This is a genomic window from Streptomyces sp. NPDC032161, assembly GCF_040636995.1.
In the GTDB taxonomy this organism is placed as follows: domain Bacteria; phylum Actinomycetota; class Actinomycetes; order Streptomycetales; family Streptomycetaceae; genus Streptomyces.
In genome coordinates, this window is the sequence record NZ_JBEZVN010000001.1 from 866128 (window position 1) to 889880 (window position 23753).

20 protein-coding genes are annotated in these 23753 nt (G+C 72.4%); 12 read left to right on the forward strand and 8 right to left on the reverse strand.

What is annotated here, in order from left to right; genetic code table 11:
- The first annotated feature begins 361 nt into the window (after positions 1–361).
- From AB0E67_RS03630 to AB0E67_RS03640, 3 genes are all read left to right on the forward strand, one after another.
- The gene (locus AB0E67_RS03630; RefSeq protein WP_362020397.1) at positions 362–1573 is read left to right on the forward strand and encodes a pyridoxal phosphate-dependent aminotransferase; all 1212 of its coding nucleotides are present in this window, start codon (positions 362–364) and stop codon (positions 1571–1573) included.
- Positions 1574–1734: 161 nt separating this feature from the next.
- Positions 1735–2145 carry a hypothetical protein gene (locus AB0E67_RS03635; RefSeq protein ID WP_362020400.1) on the forward strand — a complete coding sequence of 137 codons (411 nt, stop codon included), beginning with the start codon at positions 1735–1737 and terminating at the stop codon, positions 2143–2145.
- Between the two features lie 234 nt (positions 2146–2379).
- Complete coding sequence (locus AB0E67_RS03640; RefSeq protein WP_362020403.1) at positions 2380–3870, forward strand: glycosyltransferase; 1491 nt, start codon at positions 2380–2382, stop codon at positions 3868–3870.
- Positions 3871–4006: 136 nt separating this feature from the next.
- Here AB0E67_RS03640 and AB0E67_RS03645 read toward each other — a convergent pair whose 3' ends face one another.
- On the reverse strand, positions 4007–4150 hold the full coding sequence (locus AB0E67_RS03645) for a hypothetical protein (protein ID WP_362020406.1): 144 nt from the start codon (positions 4148–4150) through the stop codon (positions 4007–4009).
- A gap of 385 nt (positions 4151–4535) precedes the next feature.
- Positions 4536–6386 carry a phosphoenolpyruvate carboxykinase (GTP) gene (locus tag AB0E67_RS03650; protein WP_362020409.1) on the reverse strand — a complete coding sequence of 617 codons (1851 nt, stop codon included), beginning with the start codon at positions 6384–6386 and terminating at the stop codon, positions 4536–4538.
- Positions 6387–6594: 208 nt separating this feature from the next.
- Here AB0E67_RS03650 and AB0E67_RS03655 point away from each other — a divergent pair, with 208 nt between their 5' ends.
- Together AB0E67_RS03655 and AB0E67_RS03660 are read left to right on the forward strand one after the other, a co-directional pair.
- The gene (locus AB0E67_RS03655; RefSeq protein ID WP_362020411.1) at positions 6595–7320 is read left to right on the forward strand and encodes a hemolysin III family protein; all 726 of its coding nucleotides are present in this window, start codon (positions 6595–6597) and stop codon (positions 7318–7320) included.
- Positions 7321–7579: 259 nt separating this feature from the next.
- On the forward strand, positions 7580–8254 hold the full coding sequence (locus AB0E67_RS03660) for a TetR family transcriptional regulator (RefSeq protein ID WP_362020413.1): 675 nt from the start codon (positions 7580–7582) through the stop codon (positions 8252–8254).
- 114 nt (positions 8255–8368) lie between these two features.
- Here the strand turns inward: AB0E67_RS03660 and AB0E67_RS03665 are convergent, their stop codons facing one another.
- The 4 genes from AB0E67_RS03665 to mca all read right to left on the reverse strand — a co-directional run bounded on the left by AB0E67_RS03665 (position 8369) and on the right by mca (position 13815).
- Entirely contained in the window at positions 8369–10477 is a 2109-nt protein-coding gene (locus AB0E67_RS03665) for a thioredoxin domain-containing protein (RefSeq protein WP_362020416.1), read from the reverse strand.
- Between the two features lie 137 nt (positions 10478–10614).
- Positions 10615–11871, reverse strand: coding sequence for a mannosyltransferase family protein (locus AB0E67_RS03670; RefSeq protein WP_362020419.1), 1257 nt, complete (start codon positions 11869–11871; stop codon positions 10615–10617).
- 827 nt (positions 11872–12698) lie between these two features.
- Positions 12699–12932: a hypothetical protein gene (locus tag AB0E67_RS03675; protein WP_362020422.1), complete on the reverse strand. Its 234-nt coding sequence runs from the start codon at positions 12930–12932 to the stop codon at positions 12699–12701.
- Position 12933: 1 nt separating this feature from the next.
- Complete coding sequence (mca, locus tag AB0E67_RS03680; RefSeq protein WP_362020425.1) at positions 12934–13815, reverse strand: mycothiol conjugate amidase Mca; 882 nt, start codon at positions 13813–13815, stop codon at positions 12934–12936.
- 205 nt (positions 13816–14020) lie between these two features.
- Here mca and AB0E67_RS03685 point away from each other — a divergent pair, with 205 nt between their 5' ends.
- Positions 14021–14437 (forward strand): DUF4307 domain-containing protein, encoded by a 417-nt coding sequence (locus AB0E67_RS03685; protein WP_362020428.1) that lies wholly within the window; start codon positions 14021–14023, stop codon positions 14435–14437.
- Positions 14438–14621: 184 nt separating this feature from the next.
- Positions 14622–15119: a transcription elongation factor GreA gene (gene greA / locus AB0E67_RS03690; protein WP_362020431.1), complete on the forward strand. Its 498-nt coding sequence runs from the start codon at positions 14622–14624 to the stop codon at positions 15117–15119.
- A 177-nt stretch (positions 15120–15296) separates the two neighbouring features.
- On the opposite strand, the gene ilvA is transcribed toward greA, so the two are convergent.
- Positions 15297–16526 carry a threonine ammonia-lyase gene (gene ilvA / locus AB0E67_RS03695; protein WP_362020433.1) on the reverse strand — a complete coding sequence of 410 codons (1230 nt, stop codon included), beginning with the start codon at positions 16524–16526 and terminating at the stop codon, positions 15297–15299.
- Between the two features lie 157 nt (positions 16527–16683).
- On the opposite strand from ilvA, the gene AB0E67_RS03700 reads away from it, so the two are divergent.
- From AB0E67_RS03700 to AB0E67_RS03710, 3 genes are all read left to right on the forward strand, one after another.
- Positions 16684–17214, forward strand: a complete 531-nt coding sequence (locus AB0E67_RS03700; RefSeq protein WP_351517417.1) for a MarR family transcriptional regulator — start codon at positions 16684–16686, stop codon at positions 17212–17214.
- 109 nt (positions 17215–17323) lie between these two features.
- Positions 17324–17857 (forward strand): RNA polymerase, encoded by a 534-nt coding sequence (locus AB0E67_RS03705; protein WP_362020436.1) that lies wholly within the window; start codon positions 17324–17326, stop codon positions 17855–17857.
- Positions 17854–18102 carry a hypothetical protein gene (locus AB0E67_RS03710; RefSeq protein WP_362020439.1) on the forward strand — a complete coding sequence of 83 codons (249 nt, stop codon included), beginning with the start codon at positions 17854–17856 and terminating at the stop codon, positions 18100–18102. The genes AB0E67_RS03705 and AB0E67_RS03710 overlap by 4 nt, the downstream gene beginning before the upstream one ends.
- A 294-nt stretch (positions 18103–18396) precedes the next feature.
- Here AB0E67_RS03710 and AB0E67_RS03715 read toward each other — a convergent pair whose 3' ends face one another.
- Positions 18397–19542, reverse strand: a complete 1146-nt coding sequence (locus AB0E67_RS03715; RefSeq protein ID WP_362020441.1) for a cystathionine gamma-synthase — start codon at positions 19540–19542, stop codon at positions 18397–18399.
- A 68-nt stretch (positions 19543–19610) separates the two neighbouring features.
- On the opposite strand from AB0E67_RS03715, the gene AB0E67_RS03720 reads away from it, so the two are divergent.
- On the forward strand, positions 19611–20714 hold the full coding sequence (locus AB0E67_RS03720) for a hypothetical protein (protein WP_362020443.1): 1104 nt from the start codon (positions 19611–19613) through the stop codon (positions 20712–20714).
- Positions 20715–20972: 258 nt separating this feature from the next.
- Positions 20973–23708: a M48 family metallopeptidase gene (locus AB0E67_RS03725; protein ID WP_362020446.1), complete on the forward strand. Its 2736-nt coding sequence runs from the start codon at positions 20973–20975 to the stop codon at positions 23706–23708.
- Positions 23709–23753 lie beyond the last annotated feature (45 nt).

Genomic DNA, 23753 nt, shown 5'->3' on the forward strand with positions numbered 1-23753 from the left:
CCCGGCTCGGCGCGCGCCGGACCGAACCGTGAGGATGCGCTTCCGCCCCCAGGCACCCGGGCACCACACCCGACCCGGCCCCGGGGGCGCCCGCCCCTGCTCGGACCGGGGCCCTCGGGGACGCCCCGCCCACGCGAGCGTCCGGCACCCGCACGTGTCCCATCTCACCCGTCCGTGTGCGTCACGTCCCCGTTCCGGCCCATTCCAAGCCCCGCCCCCGTCCCCGACCGGCGATCCCACGGTCCGGGGACGGGGGACGCATGGCTATGGAAGACACGGTGACGGCGGCCCGATGCGCCGGGCGGGGCAACCGGCGACGAAAGCCCGGCGCCCCCGGAGGCCCGGCCGTAAGCTCCGGGACATGCAGGTCATCCAGTCCACGAAGCTCGCCAACGTCTGTTACGAAATCCGGGGCCCCGTGCTGGAGGAGGCGATGCGCCTGGAGGCGGCCGGTCATCGCATCCTCAAGCTCAACACCGGCAACCCCGCCGCGTTCGGGTTCGAGTGCCCGCCCGAGATCCTCGAGGACATACTGCGCAACCTCTCCGGGGCGCACGGCTACGGCGACGCGAAAGGACTGCTGTCCGCGCGGCGGGCGGTGGTGCAGCACTACCAGACCAAGGGCATCGACCTCGATGTCGAGGACGTCTATCTGGGCAACGGCGTCTCCGAGCTGATCCAGATGTCGATGCAGGCGCTGCTCGACGACGGCGACGAGGTGCTGGTACCCGCTCCGGACTACCCGCTGTGGACGGCGTCGGTCTCGCTGGCGGGCGGCACGGCGGTGCACTACCGCTGCGACGAGCAGTCCGACTGGATGCCGGACCTCGCCGACATCGAGCGGAGGATCACCGACCGCACCAAGGCGCTCGTGATCATCAACCCGAACAATCCGACGGGCGCGGTCTACGACGACGCGATGCTGCGCGGGCTCACGGAGATCGCCCGGCGGCACAACCTGGTCGTCTGCTCGGACGAGATCTACGACCGGATCCTGTACGACGGCGCCACCCACACCCCCACCGCGACCATCGCCCCCGACCTGCTGGTGCTCACCTTCAACGGGCTCTCCAAGAACTACCGGGTGGCCGGATACCGGTCGGGCTGGCTGGCGGTGTGCGGCCCGAAGGCGCACGCCGCCTCGTACATCGAGGGTCTGACGATCCTCGCCAACATGCGGCTCTGCGCCAACATGCCGTCCCAGCACGCCGTGGCCACCGCCCTCGGCGGACGGCAGTCGATCGACGAGCTGGTGCTGCCGGGCGGTCGGATGCGGGAGCAGCGGGACGTGGCGTACGACCTGCTGACCCGGATCCCGGGCGTGACCTGTGTGAAGCCGAAGGGGGCGCTGTACCTCTTCCCGCGCCTCGATCCCAAGGTCTACAAGATCAAGGACGACCGGCAGATGGTGCTCGACCTGCTGCGGGCCGAGAAGATCATGGTCGTGCACGGCACCGGATTCAACTGGCCGGAGCCCGATCACTTCCGCGTCGTGACCCTGCCCTCGGCCGAGGACCTGACGGACGCGGTGACCAGGATCGCGCACTTCCTGGACGGATACGGCCAGCCTTGACGGGGCGATGCCCGCCCCGTCGAACGGGCCCGGCCACGACGTCCGGCCACGACGCGGCGTCCGGCCCCGCCGCGGCCGGACGCCACCCGCACCTCGATCAGGGACAACTTTAGACTAAATCTAATGTAGGATGGTCTCACAGCGACACCAGGAGGCCATCCATGTACGAACCGATCCGCACCAAATCGGTCCACACACCGGCCGACCACGCCGGCGACTTCCCGCACCGCTCCCGCGAGGAGGAGCTGGACATCCAGCTCGCCGGACACCTGGCCGCACTGCTCGCGGTCACCGACGAACTGGGGCTGGACGCGGCGGGCGACCGTATCGCCGAACAGGTCGCCCGGCTGCGCGGTACGCCGCCGGCCCGGCACGCCGGCCGGAGCGAAGCACCCGCACCCGCCCTCCACCGCCGCGCACACGCCCTCGCGGGCCGGGCTCTGGTGGTGGCCGCGTCCCGCGCCGACACCGTCGTCGCGATCCTCGCGGCCGAGCGCATGGACGCCCACACGGCGGCGATGGCCTCGCCCATCGCGTCCGGCACCCCGTCACGACTGGTCGGCGCCCGCTGACGGCCCCGGTCCACGGGCCGCGGAGGCGCGTGGGCCGGGCGCCATTCAACTATCGGAGAAATACCCCTTTCGCCGCTTTTTTCGAACGCCCCGGTGAATGGCCGCGGACGGACAGATGTCGCGCGCGCCATCGTTGGGATCCGCTGTCCGCAGCGGGCAACCCTCCCCGCACAACGTCGGTCTGGACGGTGTCACGCCCGTCCGGAGCGTGAGAGCAACTGCGGAGAGGTCGACATGAGTGACGTAGCGGTCACCGTGATCATCCCGGTCTACAACGCCGCCGATTTCCTGGACGAATGCCTGGAGTCGATCGCGCGGCAGAGCCTGGGATTCGAGCGCGTCGAGGTCGTGGCCGTGAACGACGGTTCCACCGACGCAAGCGGTGCGGTACTGGACGGGTGGGCCGAGCGGCACCCCAACGTCAGGGTCGTGCACCAGAGCAACTCCGGGGCTCCCGGCGGTCCTCGCAACCGGGGTGTCGACATGGCGAGGGGCGAGTTCCTGTTCTTCGCCGACCCTGACGACTACCTGGGCCCGGACGCGCTGCGGCGGATGGTGGAGATCGCCGAGCGCAACGACTCGGACGTGGTGCTGGGCCGGATCCGGGGCGTGGGCCGGGGCGCCCCGACCGAGCCGTTCGCCGCGACCGTCGAACGCGGCGACGTGTGGTCGACCAGGGCGATGTTCAGCCTGACCCCGCAGAAACTCTTCAGGCGCTCGCTCGTGGTCGAACACGGTCTGCGCTTCGCCGAAGGGGTGCGGCTGGCGGAGGAGCAGCCGTTCATCGTCCCCGCCTATCTGCGGGCGCGGGCGATCTCGGTGGTCGCCGACTACGACTGCTACTACCTCGTCGACCGCGAGGGATTCGCCCATCTGACGAAGCAGCAGCCACCGGCCGAGTCGTTCTACTCGGCGGTGCGCGCGGCCCTGGGCTCGATCGTGGAACTGACCGAGCCCGGCGAGCGGCGCAACGAGTTGCTCGTGCGGTTCGCCAAGGTGGAGCTGATGGCGAAGTTCGGCCCGAACTACCATCGTTGGACCTCAGCCGAGCGCCAGGAGTCGTACGCCCGCATCGCGGGCGAGGTGCTGCGCGAGTTCATTCCGCAGGAGGTCATGACCGGTTTCTCACCACTCGTCCAGCTGCGCGCCCGGCTGCTGCGCGAGGGCGGGCGGATCGATGAACTGCTCTCCCTGTCCCGTCACGACAGCCTCGCCTGGGCCGAGCTCGAACCCGGCCCCGACGCCCTGGAGTGGCTCGACGGCGGACGGCGGGCGGCCCTGCTGGTGCGCAGCTCGCACTACCGCGGCACCGGTTCGCGACGGGTCCGGCACAGCGTCGTGCTGCGCCACGCCGACGGCTACGAGGTGCTGATTCCCGTGGGGAGGGCCACGCCCACCGACGCCCCGCTGACCGCCCGTGTCGTCCTGGACCCGCTCGGCCTCCACCGGTACGCCCACCGCCCCGGCCGGTGGGAAATCCTGCTTCGTGTGACGGCGGACAACGGCCGGGGCAGCCACGACGTGCCACTGCTGCTCCCGGCACCGGACGGGGGCGGGGAGCGACGCCCCCTCCCGGACCGCGCACGCGCCAAGCGGCTGTACGCGCACGGGGTCCGGCCGATGGCGGCATGGACGGCACAGCGGCCGGACGGGCGTGTGGTGCTGGTCGCCGTGGACTGGCGCACGGTCGCGCGGAAGGTCCGCAAGCGGCTGCGTCGCCGCTGATCCGTGTGCGGGCCGCTTCCCTCCGCCTCCCGCACACGATCACGGCGCACCTGGCGGACGGCGTACCCAGGGCACTGCGTACGCGACCGGGCCATGGGCGAACCACGGCCAGGTCACAACTCCACTGCAACCAGGATCAGTTGCGCACCCGCACCGTCACCGAAGCCGTCGACGCCGCGCGGGCGGCGGTGGGCGGGGTGAGGGCGGTGAGCCCCGCGGCGGTGAGTGTCAGCGCGGCCAGTGCCGCCGCGATGCGTCCATGGTGCCGGATCTTGTTCAACCGAGTCCCCCACAGGCCCTGTCGACCTCCGGCCGGCATGACCGGAGAAGAGAGGGAGGAACATCGAAGCGTTGTGGAGGTCCTGTGCGCAAGCATGCGGCGTTGCCCGGACGTTCTGCGCGAAAAAGGGCGCCCGAAGACCGGCCCGCACCTGCGTACGCGCGCCGCCCGTACTCCCACCCCGGGCGCGGGACCGTACACCCGTCACCCCCGTACGCCGTTGTACGGGGGTGACGGACGGGCAAGGGCGGTCCCCGGAACCGTGAGGGGGTTCCGGGGACCGGACCGCGGCGGGCCGTCGACCCCACAGGTCAGGGCGGATGTCCAATGGCCCGGCCACGGGGCGTGCGAGGACGCGCCCGCGCACGGGGCGCGCCCCGAGGGGTCAGCCCAGGCGCTGGACCAGGGCGCGGTACTCGTCCCACAGCTCCTTGGGGGCGTGGTCGCCGAAGGTGTTGAGGTGCTCGGGGACCAGGCCCGCCTCCTCGCGCCAGACGTCCTTGTCGACCGTGAGCAGGAAGTCCAGGTCGGCGTCGGAGAGGTCCAGGCCCTCGGTGTCCAGGGCGTCCTTGGTGGGCAGGATGCCGATCGGCGTCTCGACGCCCTCGGCCTTGCCCTCCAGGCGCTCGACGATCCACTTCAGGACGCGGCTGTTCTCGCCGAAGCCGGGCCACACGAACTTGCCCGCGTCGTTCTTGCGGAACCAGTTCACGTAGTAGATCCTCGGGAGCTTCGACTGGTCCGGCTTGTCCGCGCCGACCTTCAGCCAGTGCGCCATGTAGTCGCCCATGTTGTAGCCGCAGAACGGCAGCATGGCGAACGGGTCGCGGCGCAGCTCGCCGACCTTGCCCTCGGCGGCGGCGGTCTTCTCGGAGGCCACGTTGGCGCCGAGGAAGACGCCGTGCTGCCAGGTGAAGGACTCGGTGACCAGCGGAACGGCCGAGGCGCGGCGGCCACCGAAGAGGATCGCGGAGATCGGCACGCCCTTGGGGTCCTCCCACTCGGGCGCGATGATCGGGCACTGGCCGGCCGGGACGGTGAAGCGGGCGTTGGGGTGGGCGGCCGGGGTGTCGGACGCGGGAGTCCAGTCGTTGCCCCGCCAGTCGGTGAGGTGGGCCGGAGCGGTCTCCGTCATGCCCTCCCACCAGACGTCGCCGTCGTCGGTGAGCGCGACGTTGGTGAAGACGGAGTTGCCCCACATGGTCTTCATGGCGTTGGCGTTGGTGTGCTCGCCGGTGCCGGGCGCGACGCCGAAGAAGCCGGCCTCGGGGTTGATGGCGTAGAGGCGGCCGTCCTCGCCGAAGCGCATCCAGGCGATGTCGTCGCCGATGGTCTCGACGGTCCAGCCGGGAACGGTCGGCTCCAGCATGGCGAGGTTGGTCTTGCCGCAGGCGGACGGGAACGCCGCGGCGATGTACTTCGCCTCGCCCTGCGGCGGGGTGAGCTTGAGGATCAGCATGTGCTCGGCGAGCCAGCCCTCGTCACGCGCCATGACGGAGGCGATGCGCAGCGCGTAGCACTTCTTGCCGAGCAGGGCGTTGCCGCCGTAGCCGGAGCCGTACGACCAGATCTCGCGGTCCTCGGGGAAGTGCGAGATGTACTTGGTGGTGTTGCACGGCCAGGGGACGTCCTCCTGGCCCTCCTCCAGGGGCGCGCCGACGCTGTGGACGGCCTTGACGAAGAAGCCGTCGGTGCCCAGCTCGTCGAGGACGGCCCGACCCATGCGCGTCATGGTGCGCATGGAGACGGCGACGTACGCGGAGTCGGTGATCTCGACGCCGATCGCGGAGAGCGGGGACCCGACGGGGCCCATGCAGAAAGGCACGACGTACATCGTGCGCCCGCGCATGGAGCCGTGGAAGATCCCCTTCTCACCGGTGAAGCCGTTTCCCTCTTCCCCGGTGAAGATGGCCCGCATCTCGGCGGGAGCCTTCCAGTGGTTCGTCGGACCGGCGTCCTCCTCCTTCTCGGAGCAGATGAACGTACGGTCCTCGACTCGGGCGACGTCGCTGGGGTCGGAGGCGGCGTAGTACGAGTTCGGACGCTTGGTCTCGTCCAGCTTCTTGAACGTTCCCTTGGCCACGAGCTCCCCGCACAGGCGCTCGTACTCGGCCTCGGAACCGTCGCACCAGACCACCCGGTCCGGCTGGGTGAGGGCAGCGATCTCGTTCACCCAGGAGACGAGGACCTGGTGATTGGTGGGGGCAGTGAGGGGAGCCGCGATGTCGCGCGCCACGATCGCTCCTTGTCGAGGGTATTTGCTGTTCGGCCCCGTGGGGGCTGCGACCCGGACGCTTCGTCCCCTTCGAATTCGTTGGCGCTCATCCGGTGCCGACCGCACTCATTTGATCATCCGACCCCTGCGCCCATATGTCCAGAGGGCCGCACACGTGAGCATGGCCACTTCTGTCCGTTACCTACGGTCCCGTAGGTACGATGCGGGAATGACTGCCGCCACAGCCGCGCCCGAGCCGGCCGGACCGGACACGGCCGCACCCGACGCCGTTTCGACCACCCCGACCGCACCGACCGTCCCGCTGAAGCCACGGCTGCGTGGCTGGCTGCACGCCGGGATGTTCCCCGCCGTGATCGTCGCGGGGGTCGCGCTGATCGCGCTGACCGACAGTGCCCGGGGGCGCATCGCCTGTGCCGTGTACACCCTGACCGCGTGCCTGCTGTTCGGGGTGAGCGCGCTCTACCACCGCGGTACCTGGGGCCCGCGCGGCGAGGCGGTGCTGCGCCGCCTCGACCACGCCAACATCTTCCTGATCATCGCGGGCACCTACACCCCGCTGACCCTGCTCCTGCTGCCCGAGTCGACCGGGCGGCCGCTGCTGTGGGCGGTGTGGGTGGCGGCGGCCGCGGGAATCGCCTTCCGGGTGTTCTGGGTGGGCGCCCCGCGCTGGCTCTACACGCCCTGCTACATAGCCATGGGCTGGGCCGCGGTGTTCTTCCTGCCGGACTTCCTGCGCACCGGGGGGATCGCGGTGCTGGTGCTGGTCGTCGTCGGCGGGCTGCTCTACAGCGCCGGCGGCGTCATCTACGGCATCAAGCGGCCGAACCCGTCACCGCGCTGGTTCGGCTTCCACGAGGTGTTCCACTCGCTGACGCTGGCGGCCTTCATCGTGCACTACGTCGGCATCTCGCTGGTGGCCTACAACCACTCCTGAGCCGCCCCGCCTCACCCGGCTGCGCACGCACACCTTCCCGAGCCGCCCACGTACTCCCACGTCGGCCCGCTCCCCCGCTTCCCGGCCCTCGTGGCCCCGCCGACCTGCCCGGCCCGCTCCCCGGTCTTCCGTTTCCCGCCGTTACCCGTCGTCCTCGCCCAGTGGCCGTGGCTCCCCGAGCCGCGGCCGTGCCTCGTTCGGGGCCGTGTTCATGGCCGTCCATGGCCCCCGGACCCGTGGATGGCCGACAATGACGACCATGGCCGTCACCTCCCGTACCCCTTCCGTTTCCGCCTCCGGGGCGCCGTCCGCCGCGTCCGGGGGACCGTCCGCCGCGCCCGGGATCCCGTCGCAGCCGGGGCTGCGCGAGCGGAAGAAGCTCAAGACCCGGACGGCGATCCGCCGGGCGGCGTACCGGCTGATCGCCGAGCAGGGGTACGAGACGACGACGATCGAGCAGATCGCGGAGGCGGCCGAGGTGTCGCCGAGCACGGTGTGCCGCTACTTCGCGACCAAGGAGGACATCGTCCTCACCGACGCCTACGGCCCGGTCCTGGAGGCCGGGCTGCGCGAGCGGCCGGCCGGTGAACCGCCGCTGGAGTCGCTGCGGATCGTCATGACCGAGATGCTGCCGACATTCCTCGTGAGCGACGAGGAGGAGGTGCGCCGGCGCACCCGACTGGTGGTGGAGGTCCCCGCCGTCCGGGCACGGATGACGGAGACCATGTCGGACACGGCGAGGATGCTGGCCCTGGTGCTGGCCGAGCGCAGCGGGCGCGGCGCCGACGACCTGGTGGTCCGGGTGTTCGTCGCGGCGGCGCTGGGCGTGCTGCGCGAGGTGACCCTGTACTGGGGCGAGCACGGCCAGAAGGACGATCTGCCGGCCCTCATCCGGCAGGCGCTGGACGCGCTCGGAGACGGCCTGACGCTGTAACCGGTCCCCGATGCCGCGGCCCGACGACGCCGTGGTGCTCCTCCCGGCCCCGGCCGGGAGCGCGTCCGGGGCCCCGGGCCCGTGTCCGGCCGGTGGCGTACCGCCGCCCGCCTCTCAGGACGAGCGGCGGCCCGCCTCGGAAGGGCCGGACGGGCCTGACGGGCCGGATCCCAGGCGCCGGGCCAGCTCCTCCGGATCCGTCGTCGGGGCGTCGCACACGAAGTGCCGGCACACGTACGCCGTCGGCGCGCCGCCCACCATCGGCCGGTCGGCCAGCAGCGGGAACTCCGCTCCGCCCGTCTCCCCGGCCGCCACCACCGCGCCGGGCGCCCGTCCCAGCAGTGCCGTACGGTGCAGTTCGCCCCCGACCGGACCGGCGACCGCCACCTCGCGCGGCCCGTCGAGCAGCGCCTCGGCGGCGGCGAGCCCCCAGCCGATGAACCGGGGCACCCGCGGGCCGAGCGTCCTCACCACGCCCAACGCCCCTTCCGCGGCGGCGCGATGGGCCTGCGAACCGGTGTGTGCGGCGTACGAGAGGAGCGCGCCGGCCGCCGCCGTCCAGCCCGCCGGGGCCGCGTTGTCGGTGGGGTCCTGCGGGCGGCGGATCAGCTGCTCGGCGTCGTCCGCCGTGTCGTACAACTGCCCGCCCCCGCCGGTGAAGTGCTGGAGCACGATGTCGAGGAGGAAACCGGCGAACTCCAGCCAGACTCCCTCGCCGGTGACCGCGGCCAGGGCGAGGAAGCCCTCCGCCACGTCTCCGTAGTCCTCCAGGACCCCGGCGTGCCCGCCCGCCCGGCCGTCCTTGGAGGTACGGGCCAGCCGGGCGGTGTCCCCCATGTGGACCCGGACCAGCAGATCCGCCGCCTCGGTGGCCCGTTCGACCAGATCGGGCCGGTCGAAGCAGGTGCCCGTCTCGGCGAGCGCGGCGATCGCCAGGCCGTTCCAGGCGGCGACCACCTTGTCGTCCCGCCCGGGGCAGGGGCGCTCCTCACGGGCGGCCAGCAGCCGGGCCCGTACGTCGGCGACCCGCTCCCCGTCCGCGTCGGACTCCGCACCGGCCGACCGGAGGACGGAGGCGCCCCCCTCGAAGGTGCCCTCCTCCGTCACGTCGAAGTACGCGGCGGCGAAGGCCGCGTCCTGCTCCCCGAGGACATCGCGGAGCTGCTCGGGAGTCCACACGTAGTACGCGCCCTCGACATGGCGACCGGACCCGACCGCGTTCTCGGCCTTCCCGGCGCCGTTGGTGTCCTCGACGCTGTCGGCGTCGAGCGCGGAGGCGAAACCGCCCTCGGCGGTGCGCAGTTCGCGCACCATGAAGTCGGCGGTCTCCAGGGCGACCCGGCGGGCCTCCTCCGAGCCCGTCGCCCGCCACAGGTGCGTGTACACCCGGCAGAGCTGCGCGTTGTCGTAGAGCATCTTCTCGAAGTGCGGTACCAGGGGTCCACCGGGGCGCTGGCGCAGTACGTACCGGTGGAAGCCGCCCCCGACCTGGTCGAACAGGCTCGACCCGGCCATCGCCCGGCACAGCCCCTCGGCCATGTCGAGGGCTCCATGGGACTCGGTCCGGGCGTGGTGGCGGAGCAGGAACTCCACGACCATGCCCGCCGGGAACTTCGTGTCCCCGCCGAACCAGCCGGTCTCCGGGTCGTACGCACGGGTGAGTTCGAGCAGCGCGCGGGCGAGCTCCGCCTCGCCGGGCGGTCCGGCCTGGGCGAGGTCCAGCTGCCGCCCGGCCAGGTCCCGCGCGATCCTCCCCGCCACCTCGGTCACCTCGTCGGGCCGCTCGGCCCAGGCCGCCCGCACCCCCTCCAGCACCTGCTTGAACGACGGCATGCCGTGCCGCGGCTCGGGCGGGAAGTACGTGCCGAAGTAGAACGGCCGGCCCTCGGAGGTCATGAACACCGACATCGGCCAGCCGCCCTGCCCCGTCGCCGCCTGGAGCGCCTCCATGTAGACGGCGTCGACATCGGGGCGCTCCTCGCGGTCCACCTTCACGGACACGAAGTGCGCGTTCATGAAGGCGGCCGTCTCCTCGTCCTCGAAGCTCTCGTGGGCGAGGACATGGCACCAGTGGCAGGAGCTGTACCCGACGCTCAGGAACACGGGCACGCCGCGCCGACGTGCCTCCTCGAACGCGGCGGGCTCCCACGGCCACCAGTCGACGGGATTGTCCGCGTGCTGGAGCAGGTACGGGGACGTGGCGTGCGCGAGTCGGTTGGCCATGTCCCCATCCTGTCGCACACGAGGGAACGACGCGCCCACGCCACGGGGCGCGGCGTACGCCTCGGGCCTCCACGGCCCGGACGGGCCCGCCCTCCACCGCGCTCCGTCCCGGTCGACCTGCCGCGCTCCGTCCCGGCTCAGCCCGCCCAGCGCCCGGAGAGGAAGGTGACGGCGACGACGGTCATCAGGGGGGCGGCGACGGCGAGATAGGCGGTCTTGACGAGGGGCCTGCGCAGGCTCCACACGGCGAGCCCGACCCACAGGGGCCACCACAGGAGGGTCGCCCGGGGGATGGACGTGTACCAGTAGGAGGTGCCCAGGGCCCACAGGCTCAGCCCGATGTACGCGGCCTCCGGCCAGCGCCTGCGCCACAGCAGCAGGCCGCACAGGGCGACACCGACCAGCATGGCGAGCAGCTCGGCCTGGCTCATCAGGGCGTACCCGGTGGCCTGGGAGTGGCCGAAGGCGGCGTGCCAGGTGTTCGCCCAGGCTTCCCAGGGGGCGTGGAAGTCGCGGTACCAGCCGCGCTCCTCGGCGTGCTTCCAGGCCATCCAGTCGCCGGTGTGCGCGTGCAGGTACCAGCTGTACAGGAGCGGGGCGAGGGCGGGCAGGAACAGCCAGGGAAGGCGGCGCCAGTGGGCGGCGGTGCGGGCGGTGACCAGGAAGTGGACGGCGAGGGCCGCGGCGAGGAAGAGGCCGCTGACCCGGACGGTGGTGGCCAGGGCCGTCAGCACGGCCGCGAGCGGCCAGTTGAGGCGCTGGGCGGCCAGCCAGGCGGGCAGGGCCAGGGCGAGGAAGAGCGCCTCGGTGTAACCGGCGGCCAGGAAGACCGCGCACGGGGAGAGCAGGAAGAACAGGGCCGCCCGGGGCCCGGCCTCGTCCTGCGGCAGGTACAGCCGGGCGATCCGGGCGAGGGCCACCACGGCGACGCCCCCGGCGACGAACGAGATCAGGGCACCGGCCGCGGGCCAGCTCGGGACGACCACATGGACGGCCCGCAGCAGGAAGGGGAAGCCCGGGAAGAACGCCTCCCTGTTGTCCCACTCGGACATCCAGGGCCCCTGCCCGTTCGGGAAGTAGCCCTCCTGGGCTATGTGCAGGTAGTGCCACCAGTCCCACCGCTGCCACGACGAGAAGAACTCACCGGCGTGCCGGCTCCGGCCGTCGTCGGCGAACAGCCAGCGGGTGCAGTACGCGACGGTCCAGATGCCCACCCGGGTCAGCAGGTACAGCCACAGCACCTCGCGGTCGGCCGGCGCGAGCCACCGCAGCGGCCGCGGCGACCGGCCGAGGTCGCCCTTGTCCGGCGCCGGGGCGGTGACGGACGGGTTCGGGACGGTCCCGGTCCGGGCTGGCCGGTGCTCGTGCTGCCGGCTGGGGGGAGGGAGGGTCACTTCGGGTTCTCCGGGGTCGGGGTGGGCGGGCCGGACGGGCCGGACGGTTCGGGTGCTTCGGACGGGCCGGCGGGCCGGACGGGCGCCGGCCCGCGGACGGACCGGAGGCGGACGAGGACGGGAGGGCGGACAGCAGAGGGAAGGGGGCAGTCGGACAGGAAGGAGAAAAAAAGAGAAACAGGAGGCGGACAGGAGCGGCGGACGCGAGGTGCGCGCGGCTGCCCCGGTCAGGGGCCGGAGGACGACGGGGACGGCGGATGCGACGGGGTCGACGGGGAGGACGGTGGCGGGCTGGTGCTCCGGCTCGGCGCGACCGGTCCGTCGCTCCGCGCGTAGAACTCTTCGAACTCCTCGACGGTCAACAAACAGCTCCTGGATCTCCTCGGTCTCACCAGGCATACGCCCGGCACCCCGCGTCCGGACGACATCGCCCCGGAAGAAGTCGTGTGACGGTAGCCACATCGGCCGGTGCGGCCCGGAGTCGCCGAGGGCACCGCGACGGCGGACCGGAGGAGCGCATGGAGGTGTTCACGGCCGTACGCGAGTGCGCGGGATCACGCGGTGGTTCACGGCCGCGCGGCATCGCGGGACCGCGGAACGCGGCCGGACGCCGGGTACGGCCGACGGGCAGGACGCCCGGCACCATGAGGCCCGGGCGCAACGCGCGGGCATGAGGCCGTCCCGGGGCATGAGGCTGTGCCCGCCACGCCCGGGAGGTCATGGGCATGGCGGGCACGGCGGTACAAGGGCGCGGCGGGCGGCGCGCCCACTCCACCCGCTTCCGCGCGTGCGCCGCTTCCGCCTCCGCGCTCGCGCTTCCGTCGGCCCTACTTGCGCTTCGCGGCGCCCGCTCCCGCGGTGGCGTCGGCCGTCACCGCGGGATCCGGGGCCTCCTCGAAGTCGACCCTGTCCATGTGCCGGTTCATGGACTTCATCAGCATCCACACGCCGACGGCGAGCGCCGCGAAGACGATGAAGCCGAGGACGCCGGGGGTCACCTTGTTCTTGTCGAACGAGTCGGCAAGCGTGACGAGGTCGGTCAGTGCCTGAGTCGCGTACATATCAGGCATTGTCGCGGATGCCCGCGAAGAGGTCGCTCTCGGGGAGGGAGGTATCGACGAGAGACCTCGCCAGCTCGTACTCCTCGGTCGGCCAGACCTCCTTCTGGAGGTCCATCGGGACGCGGAACCAGCCGCCGTCGGGGTCGATCTGCGTCGCGTGCGCGATCAGCGCCTTGTCGCGGATCTCGAAGAAGTCCGCGCACGGGATGTGCGTGGTGAGGGTCCGCTCCTCCTGCCCGAACTCCTTCCAGCGCTTGAGCCACTCGCCGTACGGGGACTCCAGCCCCCGGGCCAGCAGGGCCTCGTGGAGCGCCACCGTGCGCGGCCGGTTGAAGCCCTGGTTGTAGTAGAGCTTCTGCGGCTGCCAGGCCGGCCCGAACTCCGACTCCGGGAAGGTCTCGGTGTCCGTCGCTCCCTCGAACGCGATCATCGTGATCTTGTGGGTCATGATGTGGTCGGGGTGCGGGTACCCGCCGTTCTCGTCGTACGTCGTGATGACCTGCGGCCGGAACGCGCGGATGCTGCGGACGAGCCGTCCCGCGGCCTTCTCCTCGTCCTCCAGCGCGAAGCAGCCCTCGGGCAGCGGCGGCAGCGGGTCGCCCTCGGGCAGCCCCGAGTCGACGAAGCCGAGCCACTCCTGCGTGACACCCAGGATCTCCCGGGCCTCGTCCATTTCCTTTCTGCGCACCTCGTGGATGTGTTCCTCGATGTACGCGTCCCCCTGGAGCTTCGGGTTGAGGATGGAGCCGCGCTCGCCTCCCGTGCAGGTCACGACCAGCACGTCCACCCCCTCGGACACATACTTGGCCATCGTCGCCGCGCCCTTGCTCGATTCGTCGTCGGGGTGGGCATGAACGGCCATCAAACGCAGCTGCTCAGTCAATCTGGGTCCTCAGTGATCGGTCGCGATCCGGTCGCGATTACGCGGTGTCGTCAACGCCGACGTCGTGTGTCGTCGACGTCGACGTGGTGTGTCGTCCCCGCGGGACGTGGGCGCGGGGTGGTGGTCGGGTGGCGGTCCGGGGCTTCTATAGTGACCGAACCGGGGGGCGGAAAATTCCTCGGTCCCCGGCACGGGAGGAACGATCATGACGGCGGTGCGCGACGCGCTTCCGGAGAACCGCTACGGCCGCTCCGCGGACGAGCGCGCCGACCGCGGGCTCAGGATCATCGGCTCGGTGCTCGGCGTCGCCTTCCTCGGTGTGATCGGGTGGTTCGGCTACGACTACGTCTCCGGCCAGCAGATCAGCGCCGAGATGATCAAGCGCAAGGTCGTCTCCGACGAGCGGGTCGACGTGCACCTGGAGGTGCGCAAGGACGCGGATGCCAAGGGCTACTGCACCCTCCGCGCCCAGCACGAGGACGGCAGCGAAGTGGCCCGCAAGGACTTCCGCTTCGACGACCGCACCGGCCGCGTGGACCGCATCGTGTCGTTGCGTACGACCGCGCGGGCGACCAGCGTCGAACTGATCGGCTGCACCGCCGACGGCGGCCCGGCGAACTGACCCGCCGCACAGCGACACCCGGCGGCTCCAACAGCCGCTGACCTGCACATACGCAGTCCTGATGATTTACCTCCTCCCCCTTTTCCCGGTGAATTGTTAGGCTCGTGGTTTCGCCCACCCGTAGAGGCTCATGCTTACGGGTAGGGCGATGCTTTGTATTCCCAGTACCGACGAGGAGCACCCTGTGACCCAGACCAGCGAAAACGTCACCTGGCTCACGCAGGAGGCGTACAACCAGCTCAAGGCCGAGCTGGAGTACCTGTCTGGTCCCGCGCGCACGGAAATCTCCGTAAAGATCGCGGCGGCCCGTGAGGAGGGTGACCTCCGGGAGAATGGCGGGTATCACGCGGCCAAGGAGGAGCAGGGCAAGATGGAGCTGCGCGTGCGCCAGCTCACCCAGCTCCTGGAGCACGCGAAGGTCGGCGAGGCACCCGCCGACGACGGCGTGGTCGAGCCCGGCATGGTCGTCACCATCGCGTTCGACGGCGACCCGGACGACACCCTGACCTTCCTGCTCGCCTCCCGCGAGTACGCGAGCTCGGACATCGAGACGTACTCCCCGCAGTCGCCGCTCGGCACCGGCGTCAACGGCAAGCGCACGGGCGACGTGGCCGAGTACGAGCTGCCGAACGGCAAGATGGCGAGCGTGAAGATCCTCGCGGCGAAGCCCTACACCGGCTGATCCGCAGGCATCGACGACGCGGGGTGCCGCCGACCCGGAAGGGACCGGCGGCACCCGCGCGTTCACGGGGCGAAGCGCCGCGTAGGTGAACACGTGAAGCGCCACGCACGGGACCACGCACGGGACCACGCACGGCAAACGCGGCCCGGGCCGGCCCGGTACAGCCCGGCCCGGACCTCAGCCCATCACCAGATAACCGGCCTCGCGCAGCGCCGCCGAGACCTCCTCGCAGTGCTCCGGCCCCTTCGTCTCCAGTTGGAGCTCCACCTCGACCTCGGTCAGCCCGAGCCGGGGATCGGTGCGGACGTGACCGATGTCGAGCACGTTGGCGTCGACCACCGAGAGCACGCCGAGCAGCGTGGCCAGCGCCCCCGGCCGGTCGGACAGCCGCAGCCGCAGGCTCAGGTAGCGCCCGGCCGCCACCATGCCGTGGGTCAGGACGCGCTGCATCAGCAACGGGTCCACGTTGCCGCCCGACAGCAGCGCCACCACCGGTCCGCGGAACGACTCCGGATCGCTCAGCAGCGCCGCGACCGGGCTCGCGCCCGCCGGTTCGACCACCAGCTTCGCCCGCTCCAGGCAGAGCAGCAGCGCGCTGGACAGCTCGTCCTCGGAGACCGTGCGGACCTCGTCGACCAGCTCCCGGACGATCCCGAACGGCACGTCGCCGGGCCGCCCCACCTTGATGCCGTCGGCCATCGTGTTCAGCGAGCCGATCGACACCGGGTGTCCCGCGGCCAGCGAGGGCGGGTAGCCGGCCGCGCCCGCCGCCTGCACGCCCACGACCCGTACGTCGGGCCGCAGCGCCTTCACCGCCAGCGCGACGCCCGCGACGAGCCCGCCGCCGCCGACCCCGACGACGATCGTGCGCACCTCGGGGCACTGTTCGAGGATCTCCAGGCCGACCGTGCCCTGCCCGGCGATGATGTCGGGGTGGTCGAAGGGGTGGATGAAGACCGCGCCGGTCTCCCGCGCGTACTCCTGCGCGGCGGCCAGCGCCTCGTCGACGACATGGCCGTGGAGCCGGACCTCCGCCCCGTACTGGCGGGTGGCGGCCACCTTCGGCAGCGGCGCCCCGACCGGCATGAAGACCGTCGAGCGCACGCCGAGCAGCGAGGACGCGAGCGCGACGCCCTGCGCGTGGTTCCCGGCGCTCGCCGCGACGACCCCGGCCGCCCGCTCCACCGGGGACAGGCCGGCGATCCGCACATAGGCGCCGCGCAGCTTGAACGAACCCGTGCGCTGGAGGTTCTCGCACTTGAGGTGGACCGGCGCCCCGACGAGGCCCGACAGGTGACGGCTGCCTTCCATGGGCGTCACCCTGGCCACGCCGGAGAGCATCTTCTGCGCCCCGCGGACGTCGTCGAGGATGAGCGGGGGATGATGGCCGGGAGTGCGGAAGTCCATACGGCAAGTCTCGCAGCCCGAGGGAGATCCGCCGCGTCGCCCGCGGTCCCGTCCTGCGCCGGTGTTCACGGGTTTGTGCAGCACTGGTACGCGTTGCCCCGGGGCCGCGTACTCTGTCCCCCACCCATCCGACACCGTACGAAGAGAGCTCCCGGCCATGCCCCCTCAGGACATGACGACAGCTGCGTCTCCTTCCGGGGGCGCGGCCCCCGAGCCCACGGAAACCGAGCACGTCCTGGACGCGCTCCAGCACCAGGTCGCGGTGTTCGCCCGCCGTGCCGAGCAGACCCGCCTCGGCGGCGTCGGCCAGGTGCGCAATTCCATGGACCGGGCCGCCTATCTGCTGCTGAACCGGCTGGACCGGGAGGGGCCGATGGGCGTCAAGGCCCTGGCCGCGGGCATGGGGATCGACTCCTCGACCGTGACCCGGCAGGTCGCGCCGCTCGTCGACACGGGCCTGGTCAAGCGCACCTCGCACCCGGAGGACGGCCGGGCCGTGGTGCTCCAGCTGTCCCCGCGCGGCCAGGCACGGCTGGACGAGGTGCGCGACTCCCGGCGCGAGCTCATGACGCAGGTCACGGACGGCTGGACGGCCGAGGAACGCGAGACGTTCTGCACGCTGCTCACCCGGTTCAACGCGGCGCTCGCCGCCCGGCAGACCGCGCACCAGACGCCCCCGTCGGGCTGACCGCTCCCCGAAGGACCGGACGCACCGGCCGACGCGCCGGGCGACCGGGTGAGCCCGGTCGGCGCACGCCTCTTGACCAGGGGCCCCGGCAGCCGCTCGGATGTGCCGTGTGCGAGAGCGCCGAGCGGACCACGAACGGCACCGCGCCCGGGACTTCGAGTCCTTCGTGGCGGGCGCGGCGGGCCGGCTGCTGCACACGGCCACGCTGCTCACCACCGAACCCCTGCGCCCGCCCGGCGCCAACCCGCGGGCCCAGCGACTGCTCACCGCCGCGCTGGCCCGCACGTACGCGCGGTGGGAACGGCTGCGCGGCGAGGACCCGTACGACCGCGCCCGGCGGGAACTGGTCGTCCGGTTCGCCCACGAGGTCTGGCGCCACCACCGGCCGCGCGGCGGGCCGCTGGACCCGCTGACCCCGCAGGAGCGCCTGGTACTGGTGCTGCGTCTGTACGAAGGGGTCGCGGAGGAGCAGGCGGCGGCGCTGCTGGGGCTTCCGGTGGACCGGCTCCGGGCGGTCTGCCACCGCTCGGTGGCCACGTTGCGCGGCGCCCGCCGCCCGGCGTCCCGGTGGCTGCCGCGGCGACCGCGTCGGAGCCCCGGGGGAACCCGACAGCCACGACGGCCGATGCGGGCGGCGCCGTGAGCCGCCGCGGCGACAAGGAGGACGAGGTCCGGCGCATGCTGGACGGCCCGCACCCGCAGGTGCCCGCCGACCTGGCGCGACGGGCCGTGACGCGCGGCGGCAGGCTGCTGCGCCGACGGCGGCTCGCCCGCAGGGTGCTGCTGCTGGTGGCGTTCGCCGCGGTGGTCGCGTTCACGGTGTGGGCGGCCACGGTACAGCCGTGGCGGACGCCGCCCGCCGCGACGACCCCGGCGGACGGCTGGTGAGCGCGGATACGCGGCGGAGCCGGGGCGACGTCTCCGCCGGTCTCCCGGACGGATGTTCCGGTCGTGCCGGCCGGGCGGGCCTCCCGGGCGACTTGCCGACCAGGCGTCCCGGGCAGGTGTCCCGGGCGGACGCCCCGGGCTCACGTCCCGGGCCCGTCCTGACAGGGATCCCTGTGCCCCCGGCAGGGATCCCGATACCGGCCCCGGGACACCCGCCCCGACGCCCGGCCCGCCCCTGGGCACCCACTCGATGCCCGCCCGGCCCGGAACACACCCGGTCCCGGGCCGGGTCCGTCAGCCGAGCGCCTGCGTCAGATCGGCGATCAGGTCGTCGGCGGACTCGATGCCGACGGAGAGCCGGACGAGGTCGGCCGGAACCTCCAGCGGGGAGCCCGCCGCCGAGGCGTGCGTCATCCGTCCCGGGTGCTCCACCAGGGACTCGACACCGCCCAGCGACTCGCCGAGGGTGAACAGCTCGGCCCGGTCGCAGACCTGGACCGCCGCCTCCTCGCCGCCCGCGACGCGGAACGACACCATGCCGCCGAACGCCTTCATCTGCTTGGCGGCGACCTCGTGCCCCGCGTGCTCGGGCAGACCCGGGTAGAGGACCTGGGTGACCTTGGGGTGACGGGTCAGCAGATCGGCGATCTTCGTGGCGTTCTCGCTGTGCCGGTCCATGCGGACCGCGAGCGTCTTGATGCCGCGCAGCACCAGCCACGCGTCGAACGGTCCGGCCACCGCCCCCATCGCGTTCTGGTGGTACGCCAACTCCTCTGCCAGACCGGGGTCGTTGACGATCAGCGCGCCGCCGACGACGTCCGAGTGGCCGCCCATGTACTTGGTGGTGGAGTGCACCACCACGTCGGCCCCCAGGGCGAGGGGCTGCTGGAGGTAGGGGCTGGCGAAGGTGTTGTCGACGACCAGCCGCGCCCCTGCCGAGCGGGCCACATCGGCGATCGCGGCGATGTCGGTGATGCCGAGCAGCGGGTTGGACGGGGTCTCCACCCAGATCGCCTTGGTGCGCGGGGTGATCGCTTCCCGTACCGCCGACACGTCCGAGGTGTCGGCGACCGAGAACTCCACGCCCCACCGCGAGACGACCTTCGCGAACAGCCGGAACGTGCCGCCGTACGCGTCGTTCGGGATGACCACGTGGTCGCCGGGGGTCAGCAGGGTGCGGAGCAGGCAGTCCTCGGCGGCGAGACCGGAGGCGAAGGCCAGACCCCGACGGCCGCCCTCCAGGGCCGCGAGGTTGTCCTCCAGGGCGGTACGGGTCGGGTTGGCGCTGCGGCTGTACTCGTAGCCGCCGCGCAGCCCGCCCACACCGTCCTGCTTGTACGTGGACACCTGGTAGATGGGCGGGACGACGGCGCCGGTGAGGGGATCGGCGGTGTTTCCCGCGTGGATCGCGAGGGTTTCGAAGCTGTGCTGGTCGCTCATGGGGCCCGAGCGTAGTTCGTCACGAGGTCCCCCACCCCGCTTCCGGGCCGTCCGGTGACAATGGGGGCATGGAGATTCTCTGGTTCCTGATCGCGCTGTGCATGCTCACCGCGGTCATCGGCCCCTTCGTGCTGCGCCGCCGCGGCGGAATCCGCCAGGTCGCGCCCGGTTCACCGGACGCCGCCGACCCGGACGCCTACGGCTTCGCACGCCAGGAGGAGCTGGACATCCGGCTGCCGGGTCCGGACCAGGATCTCCTCGACGTGCTCGAAGTGGTCCAGCGTTCCCAGGACTGGCGTGCGGCCTCCCAGCTGCTGGCCGGCACGCCCAAGGAGGGCGAGGCGCGCTGGCAGCGGGTGCAGGCGTTCGCCGGTGCGGCCTCGCTGGAACTGGCGGAGCGGCCCGGCGTCGGTGGGGCGTGGCTGCGCACGTGGCGGGCCGAGGCGCCGAAGGACGCCGGAGGAGCGGCGGTGCACGCCGAGTTCCTGGTGCAGCAGGCGTGGCGTTCGTCGACCGCGGGTACGGACGACTTCCGGATCATCCTGGAGGAGGCCCGTACGGTCTGCGGCGAGGCGGCGCCGCTGGCGCCCGGCGACCCCGTTCCGTATCTCGTCGAGCTGGCCGTGGCGCGCGGACTCGGTTACTCCCACGAGGAGTTCGACCAGCTGTGGGCGAAGGTGATCGACCGCGCCCCGGCCCACATGGGCGCGCACCTCGCCGCGCTGCACTACTGGTGCGAGAAGTGGCACGGCTCCCGCGAGGAGGCCGACCGCTTCGCCACCTCGGCCGCCGCCCGCGCCCCGCAGGGCTCGCTGCTGGCGGCGCTGCCGCTCTTCGCGGTGTACGAGCACCTGCCGGAGGTCAACCTCGTCCAGGGCTTCTACCGGAGCGCGGTGGTGACCAAGGCGGTCGAGGGCGCCCTGTTCACGGTGCACGCGGCCCGGCAGGACGATCCGATGCTCGCCCACGTGCGCCATCTGCTGGTCTTCTTCCTGGTCCGGATGGAGCGCTGGTCGGAGGCGATGAACCAGATCGTCCGCGTCGACGGCCACGTGGGCGCGCTGCCGTGGACCCACAGCCCCGACCCGGCCGCCGCGTACACGGTCCACCGCGCGCTGGCGGTCGCGGGTTACGAGGCGAACGGCGGGAACCCGGCGACGCTGCCGCGGTAGCCGCGCGCTCCGGCGACGCCGCCCGACGGCCGCGTGCCGCAGCGGCGTCGCCCGGGTATTCGCACACCCCGGCGCCCAACTCCCGCTCTGCGTACGAGAGATGTCCCGGGGTGGCGCGAGTCCGCCCCGGGCCCGGCCGCGCGCATATCGCATTGCCGGGCCCGCCCGCGGGACGGCATACTCCGATTCCCCGCACACACCGCGAGCACCACCGTCGTCGCCACCGCCAGCCGCCCTCCCCTTGGGGGAATCCACCCGATGACCCCAGCTCTGCGCGCCGCCCGCGCCGTGGCCCTGCTCGCCGGTTTCCATCTGCTGGGCATCCTCCTGCTCGCCGCCCTCTGCGTCGCCGGCTGGGCCGTGTTCCGCTGGACATGGCTTCCCGTCGCCGTGATGTTCCTCGCCCGCACCTCGGTTCCCGCGCTCTCGATCGTGCGCAGCATGACCCTGCCTCGCGCTCCGGAACGCGACGACGTACGCGGGTTGCGCGTCGACGACTCCCGGCAGCCCCGGCTCTGGGCCATGGTCCGCGACCTCGCCGACCGGGCCGGCACCCGCGCGCCCGACGACCTCGTACTCACCGCCGAGGTGAGCGCCTCGGCCGTGGAGCACACCAGGTTCCTCGGCCTGGTCACCGGCCGACGCCGACTCCTCGTCGGAATACCGCTGCTGGCCGGAATGTCCGAGGCCCAGCTGCGTTTCGTACTCGCGTACGAGATGAGCCGCTACGCCGATGGCGACACCCGCCTCGCCGCGGTCGTCACGCGTGGCCGGGACCGGACCGCCCGCGCCGTCGCCCACTTCCGGGAACAGGCGGAGAAGGCCGTCGCCAGGGAGCGGGAACACCAGGAGCGGAAGGCCGAGAAGGCACGCGCCAAGGGCCGGAAGTCCAAGAAGATCGACCCGGGCCACGCCGGCGCCTCGTACCGCCTGCTGGCGGCGCGGTACGAGAGGTACGAGCGTTTCTGCGCGCGCGTCACGATCTCCGACACCGACCGCGCGAAGGCCGCGGCCGATGTCGCCGCCGCGCGGATCGCGGGTCGTGACGTGAGCGCGTGCGCGCTGCGCGAGCTCCAGATCCTCCGACTCACGCACGAGGAGTACATGGACTCGTACGCCCTGTTCGGCGTGAAGGCCGGGCTGCTGCCCCCGCCCGGCCAGATCCTCGGCGGCCTCCGGCACGTGCTGGCCGCGCGCAGGGACGCGCTGGACGAGTGGCGCGACTCCCTGCCGCCCGGAGCGGGCGCCTCTCGCACGCACGGGTCGCTCGCGGAGCGCATCGCCCGGATCGAGGCGCTGCCGGACGACGGGCGCGCGCCGGCGCCCGTGGCACCGGCCCTGGACCTGCTCGTCGACACCGAGCGCACGCTGGCCGCTGTCGAGGAGCAGGTGCTGGCACCGGAGCTGCTGCGACTGCGCCGGGTCGACTGGCCGGATCTGCTGCACGAGTCGGCGGCGGTGCACGAGGAGTCGGCGGCGCGGTACATGGTCAGGGCGGTCGCCGCGGTGACCGGCGGCGACGGCTCGGTGGCCGAGGCGCTCGACGCCGTGGACACGGGCGCGCAGTGGCAGATCGCCGACTACCTCCACACGTCCGCCAGGGCCCGGCAGGCGACCGGTCGCGTGGCCCGCGAGTTCGCCAGGCACGGACTTCGCTTCGGGCTCCGAAAACTGGCCGAGGCCGAGTACGTACGGCAGGGGCGCGCCCGCTGGCGGCTGCCATGGACCGACGACGACGCGTCCCTGGAGCTGCCGCCGGGCCACGCGGAGCTGCTTTTGGCGGCGCTGGACGCGGCGGTGGCGGATGTCCCGGACACGACGCCGCTGCGCGCCCTGCTCGACCCCGACCTCCACCCCCTTCCCCGCACCGAACCGGAGCTCTCCACGACGACGCCTCGGCTGCTCCCGTCGGCCACCGCTCTGCGCGAGTCCCTCCACATGCGCGAGTACCTCTGGACGAAGGTCCGGAAGAAGGTACGCAAGACGCTGCCATGGACCACCCCGGAGAACTCCTCCGCCCCGCCCGGCAAGAAGATCCTCGATAAGAAGATCCCCGACGAGGAGGTCCGCGACGAGGAGGTCCGCACCGCCCTCCGCTCCGGCGACTGGCGGGCAGGCGCCGTCTTCCTCCGCGAAGCGGGCCGGGACCGGCAGGAGCGATACCGGCGCGCCGCCGTCCTCCAGGACGAGGCCGCGGCCGACGACGCCTGGCTGCTGGTCTGGCGCGCCGAACGCCCCGAGGACGCGGGCGCGGCCCTCGTACACGCTGGCGCGCTGGTGGCCGTCGCGGCACAGGCGCACGGTACGCGCCCGAGGCAGAGCCCCACCTGGGAGCAGTCCTCCGTCTTCCGCCAGGTGATGGCCAGGGCCCGCGAAGCGTGCCACGAGGCCCAGGCGCTGGGGGGCGACGACCCGTGTCCGTACGTCGCCGAGATCCCCTGCGCCCTCGCCCTCGGCTACGACCGGGCCGAGTGCCGTGCCTTGTGGGCGAAGATCGTCGTGCGCGACGGGCCCCACCTCGCGGCCCACGACACGGCGCTCCGGTACTGGTGCCACCACTGGGCCGGCTCGTATCGGCAGGCCGGGTACTTCGCGCACGAGGCGGCGAGGCTGAGCAGCCCCGGCCGGCTGCTCTCGCTGCTCCCGCTGTACGCCGCATTCAAGGAGGAACGGAGCAGCTCGGAAACGGACCCGGACGAGTACTACAAGGGACCGGAGCTGATCGCCGCGGCCGATGCCTGCCTGGCCGACGTGGCTGCCGCCGCGGCCGGCCCCGAGGACGGGCGGATGGTCCGGGCCCGCCACATGCTCGCCTGGACGCTGTACTGGCAGGACCGGTACGAGGAGGCGGTGGAGCAGTTCCGCCTGATCGACTGCCCCGTCGCCGACAACGTCCCGTCGCCGTACGCACCGTGGTCGTACTGCAGGTCCCCGAAGAGTTTCTTCACCAGGTGCCACGAGTACAGCGCCCTGAAGGTCGCGGAGGACGACTGACCGCGGCCGACCGCCACGGCCGCGGCGGGACGGCGGGGACGGCAG

Bases quoted from the DNA above. Each gene is read 5' to 3' on its own strand.
- AB0E67_RS03655 (WP_362020411.1), top strand. From the start codon at position 6,595: ATGACTGCCGCCACAGCCGCGCCCGAGCCGGCCGGACCGGACACGGCC.
- AB0E67_RS03675 (WP_362020422.1), bottom strand. From the start codon at position 12,932: ATGTACGCGACTCAGGCACTGACCGACCTCGTCACGCTTGCCGACTCG.
- AB0E67_RS03715 (WP_362020441.1), bottom strand. From the start codon at position 19,542: ATGAGCGACCAGCACAGCTTCGAAACCCTCGCGATCCACGCGGGAAAC.
- AB0E67_RS03700 (WP_351517417.1), top strand. From the start codon at position 16,684: ATGCCCCCTCAGGACATGACGACAGCTGCGTCTCCTTCCGGGGGCGCG.
- AB0E67_RS03725 (WP_362020446.1), top strand. From the start codon at position 20,973: ATGACCCCAGCTCTGCGCGCCGCCCGCGCCGTGGCCCTGCTCGCCGGT.
- AB0E67_RS03630 (WP_362020397.1), top strand. From the start codon at position 362: ATGCAGGTCATCCAGTCCACGAAGCTCGCCAACGTCTGTTACGAAATC.
- AB0E67_RS03635 (WP_362020400.1), top strand. From the start codon at position 1,735: ATGTACGAACCGATCCGCACCAAATCGGTCCACACACCGGCCGACCAC.
- AB0E67_RS03665 (WP_362020416.1), bottom strand. From the start codon at position 10,477: ATGGCCAACCGACTCGCGCACGCCACGTCCCCGTACCTGCTCCAGCAC.
- AB0E67_RS03640 (WP_362020403.1), top strand. From the start codon at position 2,380: ATGAGTGACGTAGCGGTCACCGTGATCATCCCGGTCTACAACGCCGCC.
- AB0E67_RS03660 (WP_362020413.1), top strand. From the start codon at position 7,580: ATGGCCGTCACCTCCCGTACCCCTTCCGTTTCCGCCTCCGGGGCGCCG.
- AB0E67_RS03720 (WP_362020443.1), top strand. From the start codon at position 19,611: ATGGAGATTCTCTGGTTCCTGATCGCGCTGTGCATGCTCACCGCGGTC.
- ilvA (WP_362020433.1), bottom strand. From the start codon at position 16,526: ATGGACTTCCGCACTCCCGGCCATCATCCCCCGCTCATCCTCGACGAC.
- AB0E67_RS03685 (WP_362020428.1), top strand. From the start codon at position 14,021: ATGACGGCGGTGCGCGACGCGCTTCCGGAGAACCGCTACGGCCGCTCC.